Below are 4,539 nucleotides of genomic sequence, written 5' to 3'. Positions count from 1 at the left end.
GTTCGATGACAGCGTGGGAGCGGGGGTCGGGGAGGTCCGCGGCGTGGGGTCCTTGCGTGCGCCCGGGGTCGCGTACGGCCCCGGCCGCGGGCTGGCCTGGAGCGCCGCCAGCGGGTCCGGGCCGGTGGGCGTGGCCCGCGCGACCGGCGCGGCCCGCGGCCGGTGCGCATCGGATGTCCTGGAACAGGCCCAGGCCACCACGGCGACGATGATGAGCATGGCGACGAGCAGCGCCATCCTGCGGCGCCAGTAAATCTCGGGATCCACCCCACGGAGATCGTCGCGGAACGCGTCCGGATCCATACACACAGTATGCGGAATCCTTGCCGGTCGGCGATAACCTGGGCGTTGAGCAGGCGTTTCAACGGCAATCCCGCACAACCCGGGCTTCTGGTCCAGGGGGCTGCGCTAGGTTCGACAGGTGGCCGAGTCCAATCCCCTGCGTGAGCCGTTGCTGGACTGGTACGGGACGCACGCCCGCGACCTGCCCTGGCGGCGTGCGGACGCGACCCCCTGGGGCGTCCTGGTCAGCGAGATCATGCTCCAGCAGACCCCGGTGGCCCGCGTGCTGCCGGTCTGGGCGCAGTGGCTGGCCCGCTGGCCCGCCCCGCGCGACCTGGCCGCCGAGCCGCCCGGCGAGGCGGTACGCGCCTGGGGCCGGCTCGGTTACCCGCGCCGCGCCCTCAACCTGCACGCCTGCGCCCGCGCCATCACCGCCGACCACGGCGGCGAGGTGCCCGCCGACCACGACACGCTGCGCGCGCTGCCCGGCATCGGCGAGTACACCGCCGCCGCCGTGGCCAGCTTCGCCTTCGGCGGCCGGCACGCCGTACTGGACACCAACGTGCGGCGCGTCCTCGCCCGCGCGGTGCGCGGCGAGGAGTACCCGCCCAAGGCCACCACCGCCGCCGAACGCGCCCTCGCCACCCGCCTGCTCCCCACGGTGGACGCCTCCACCTGGGGCGTCGCCGTCATGGAGCTGGGCGCGCTGGTCTGCACGGCCCGCGCGCCGCGCTGCGCGGACTGCCCGATCGCCGCGCTGTGCCGGTGGCGGCTCGCCGGCCGCCCGCCGCACGACGGCCCGGCGCGCAAGGGCCAGGCCTACGCGGGCACCGACCGGCAGTGCCGGGGCCGGCTGCTCGCCGTACTGCGCGGCTCGCACGATCCGGTGCCCAAGGCCGCCCTGGACGCCGTGTGGTCCGACCCCGTCCAGCGCGAACGCGCCCTCGACGGCCTGGTCCACGACGGCCTGGCCGAGGCCCTCACCGACGGCACCTACCGCCTGCCGCTGGCCGTCGTCTCCGAGTGACGAGTGACGAGTGGGCGTTCAGTCCGGCGTGGCGCGGGTGCTCAGGTCGAAGAGCGTCAGCAGTTCGCGGGTGTAGTGGGCGAGGTCGAGGTCCGGCCTGGTCTGGAGCAGGTACGGCAGGCCGTCCAGGCTGCGCTGGATCGTCGCCGCCATGATGAACGGGTCGAAGTCCCGGAACTCGCCGTCGGCCTGCCCCTGGCGGAGAATGCTCTCGACCCGCCCGATCACGACGCGGTCGTCGCCCGGTTCGTAGGAACGCCCGCCGCCCTCGGGCTCGCGGTGGTTCATGAAGATCGTCATCAGCGCCGCCATCTGCGGCCGGTGCGCCGCGATGAACTCGACCGCCGCCGCGATGTACGCCCGCAGCCGCGCCCGTGAGTCCGGCAGGCCGGTCATCCGCTCGGCCATGAACCGGTCCATCGTGCCGTAGACCTCGGCCACCACGGCGCCCATCAGCTCGGCCTTGCCGGCGAAGTGGTAGGAGATCAGCCGGGTGCTGCTCAGGCCGGCGCGTTCGGCGATGCGCTTGAAGGTGGTCTGGCCGTAGCCCAGCTCGGCGAGCGCGCCGATGGTCGCGGCGACGATCTGCGTCCGCCGCGCCGCCGCGGTGAAGGTGCGCTCGGCCGATGTCATCGCCAGAACGCTAACGGCGTGGCCCTGACCAGCGCAATCCGGGGCCCGCTTGCTTCCTGTTACTCATTCTAGGTAACTTTTACTCGACTGAGTAACACGAGAGGACCTGCCATGCGAGGAGCCCGGCGCGCCGCGCTGACCCTGGTCGTGCTGGCCCCGGTGTGCGCGGAGCTGACAGGCGGCGCGGTGTCACTGGAGGCGCTGTGGCTGTTGCCGCTGCTGGTGCCGATGTACGGCGCGGGCGTGCTGCTGATCAGGGAGGCGGTCCGCCGCGTCGGCGGCGGTCTGCCGAGCCTGATCCTGCTGGGCCTGGTCTACGAGCTGGCCGAGGACGGCATCGGCCTCCAGGCGCTGTCCAGCCCGAACCTGTACCAGGCGGCCGAGTGGGGGCCACGCGTACTCGGCCTCAACACCGCCTACTGGGAGGCGCAGGCGGGGTACCACGTCGTCTTCAGCGTGCTGATCCCGATCGCCCTGACCGACCTGATCCATCCCGCCCACCGCCACCGCCCCTACCTGCGCCGGGGCGGCCTGATCGGGACGGCGATCGTCGCGGTGCTCGGTGTGGCGATGGTCCGGGTGCTCATCCCGCCGTACATGGACCCGGGGTACCAGGCCCCGGCGGCGGTCCTGATCGGCATCATCGCGCTGGGGTGCGTGCTCGCCGTACTGGCCCTCAAGGTGCTTCCCAGCCGTACGGTCCGCGCCTCGGGGCCGCGGGCGCCACAGCCGTACGTCGCGGGGCTGCTCGCCGCGCTCGCCACCGGAGGGTTCCTGGCCCTGCTGATCCCTTCGGGCACGCCGCCCGCCGTCGGCGAGGGCCTGTGGGTGCTCGTGCCCATGGCGCTGGCCGCCGCGCTGGCCGGTACGGCGGGCGGGCTCGCCGCACGCTGGTCCGCCGCCCAGGGCTGGACCGCGACGCACACCATCTGGCTGGCGGGCGGCGCGCTGGTGAGTCACACCCTGTTCGGCAGCGTGGTCTTCGCCAGGACCACCCCGGACAGCGTGGCCCAGATCGTCTTCGCCGCCGTCACGGTGCTCCTGCTCGGCCTGCTGGCCCTGCGGCTGGTGCGTTAACCCGCGAGGGAGCCGATGTGCCGGGCGAGGACCCGCCGGGCCCAGGAGGGGTCGGCGGCGGCCCCCTCGTAGATCAGGTGGGCGGCCAGGCCGTCGATGAGCGCGTGCAGGCGGGCGGCCTCCAGCTCGCGGTCCGTGCCCGGGGCCAGGTCGGCGCCGTTGTCCAGTTGGGCGATCATCCAGCGGGCGCCCTCGCGCATCCGCAGGTGCGCCTCGTCGCGGGGCACGCGCAGCTTCGGGTCGGCGTTGGCGGCGGTGAAGAGCGCCAGGTAGACCTCCATCTCGGCGCGGCGGTCGCGGTCCAGCGGCAGCAGTTCGGCGGCCACCTCCTGCACCGTCTCCACGGCGGTGGGCCTCGGCGGCAGCGCCGCGACGCGCGCCGTGGCCCGCTCGATGACCAGCTTCAGCGCGAACGCCAGCAGCTCCGCGTGGGTGGGGAAGATATGGCGCAGGGACCCGGTGGACTGCCCGGCTTCGGCGGCGATCGTACGCACGGACGCGCCGGCCACGCCGTCCCGGACGATCACCCGCCAGGTCGCCTCGGCGAGCAGTTCGCGGCGTTCGTTGTGGTCGATGAGTCTGGGCACGTTCGTTCTTAGCACGCCCAGGCCATCACGCCCGCGCCCCGGACCGGGCCGCCGCGAAGTACGCCCGGACCCGCTTCGGCCACCAGAGCAGCGCGAACATCACGATGTGCAGCACGTCGGAGGCGATCACCGCCCAGAGGTACTCGCTGCCGGCGGCGGCCGAGACGAGGCTGGCGAGCGAGGCGAACACCAGGTAGCCGGTGAAGGCGATACGCGCCCAGGTGCGTCCTTTGCGTGGTTTCAGGACGAGCCAGAGGGTGAGGGCGATGTCGAGGGCGTGCAGGCCGCCGGAGTAGATGTGCGCGCCGGCGACGGCGAAGTCCAGGTGGGCGGGGTCCAGCGACGGGTTGTTGCGCATGATCGATCGGGCCACGGCGTCGCCGTTGAGGAGCATCTGCACCGGCAGCGCGACGAACACGACGATGTAGACCACGAGGAGGCGGGCCAGCAGGCGTGGTTCCGGAGGTTCAGGTACGGGGAAGGTCACTCACCCGACGTTACTAACACAGTCGTGTCAATACAAAACGTGATCACGTACCGCATCCAGAAAGCGGGCCGTCAGGGGCGTGCGGTCGCCGTCCCGCCAGGCCAGCGCCACCGCCGTACGCGGCGTGCCCGCGAGCGGGCGATAGACCACCCCGGGCGGGCGCACATGGGCCGCCGACGCCGGCGCGATGCCGACCCCGACCCCGGCCGCGACCAGCCCGGACACCGTCTGCCACTCCACCGCCCGCTGCACCACGCGCGGCTCGAACCCGGCCTCCCGGCAGACCGCCACCAGCCGATCGTGAAATCCGGGGCCGTGCTCGCGCGGCAACAGCACGAACGGCTCGCCGGCCAGCCCGCCCACCCCCTCGCCCGGCCGCGCCGGGTGGCCGTGGGCGGGCTGGCCGGCGCGCCGTCCGTGCTGTTGGCGCGCGAGGACGGCCCCGG

The 4,539-nt window shown here is 73.5% G+C and carries 6 protein-coding genes and 1 pseudogene; 2 read left to right on the top strand and 5 right to left on the bottom strand.

The genetic code is table 11. The features are described 5' to 3' along the window. Window positions 1-303 (bottom strand): annotated as a pseudogene (locus tag C1I98_RS40915) (hypothetical protein); the annotation flags it as partial. A 118-nt stretch (window positions 304-421) separates the two neighbouring features. Here C1I98_RS40915 and C1I98_RS35805 point away from each other — a divergent pair. Next, window positions 422-1,309, top strand: coding sequence for an iron-sulfur binding domain-containing protein (locus tag C1I98_RS35805; protein WP_111171731.1), 888 nt, complete (start codon window positions 422-424; stop codon window positions 1,307-1,309). Window positions 1,310-1,327: 18 nt separating this feature from the next. On the opposite strand, the gene C1I98_RS35800 is transcribed toward C1I98_RS35805, so the two are convergent. Next, window positions 1,328-1,942, bottom strand: coding sequence for a TetR/AcrR family transcriptional regulator (locus C1I98_RS35800; RefSeq protein ID WP_111171730.1), 615 nt, complete (start codon window positions 1,940-1,942; stop codon window positions 1,328-1,330). Between the two features lie 111 nt (window positions 1,943-2,053). On the opposite strand from C1I98_RS35800, the gene C1I98_RS35795 reads away from it, so the two are divergent. Further along, a complete protein-coding gene (locus C1I98_RS35795; RefSeq protein ID WP_111171729.1) occupies window positions 2,054-3,019 on the top strand; it encodes an AF_0692 family protein in 966 nt (321 codons plus the stop codon). On the opposite strand, the gene C1I98_RS35790 is transcribed toward C1I98_RS35795, so the two are convergent. From C1I98_RS35790 to C1I98_RS35780, 3 genes are all read right to left on the bottom strand, one after another. Next, window positions 3,016-3,606, bottom strand: a complete 591-nt coding sequence (locus C1I98_RS35790; protein WP_158558322.1) for a TetR/AcrR family transcriptional regulator — start codon at window positions 3,604-3,606, stop codon at window positions 3,016-3,018. The genes C1I98_RS35795 and C1I98_RS35790 overlap by 4 nt on opposite strands. 25 nt (window positions 3,607-3,631) lie before the next feature. Beyond that, window positions 3,632-4,093: a hypothetical protein gene (locus tag C1I98_RS35785; protein ID WP_111171727.1), complete on the bottom strand. Its 462-nt coding sequence runs from the start codon at window positions 4,091-4,093 to the stop codon at window positions 3,632-3,634. 27 nt (window positions 4,094-4,120) lie between these two features. After that, window positions 4,121-4,539, bottom strand: a 419-nt coding sequence (locus C1I98_RS35780) for a LysR family substrate-binding domain-containing protein (RefSeq protein ID WP_199537476.1), incomplete at its 5' end; no start/stop codon positions are given.

This window comes from Spongiactinospora gelatinilytica (assembly GCF_003236385.1).
Classification (GTDB): Bacteria; Actinomycetota; Actinomycetes; order Streptosporangiales; family Streptosporangiaceae; genus Spongiactinospora; species Spongiactinospora gelatinilytica.
This window is presented reverse-complemented; position numbering and strand designations above follow the sequence as displayed.

Excerpts from the sequence above, each read along its gene's own strand:
- C1I98_RS35800 (WP_111171730.1), bottom strand. The coding sequence starts at position 1,942 with ATGACATCGGCCGAGCGCACCTTCACCGCGGCGGCGCGGCGGACGCAG.
- C1I98_RS35795 (WP_111171729.1), top strand. The coding sequence starts at position 2,054 with ATGCGAGGAGCCCGGCGCGCCGCGCTGACCCTGGTCGTGCTGGCCCCG.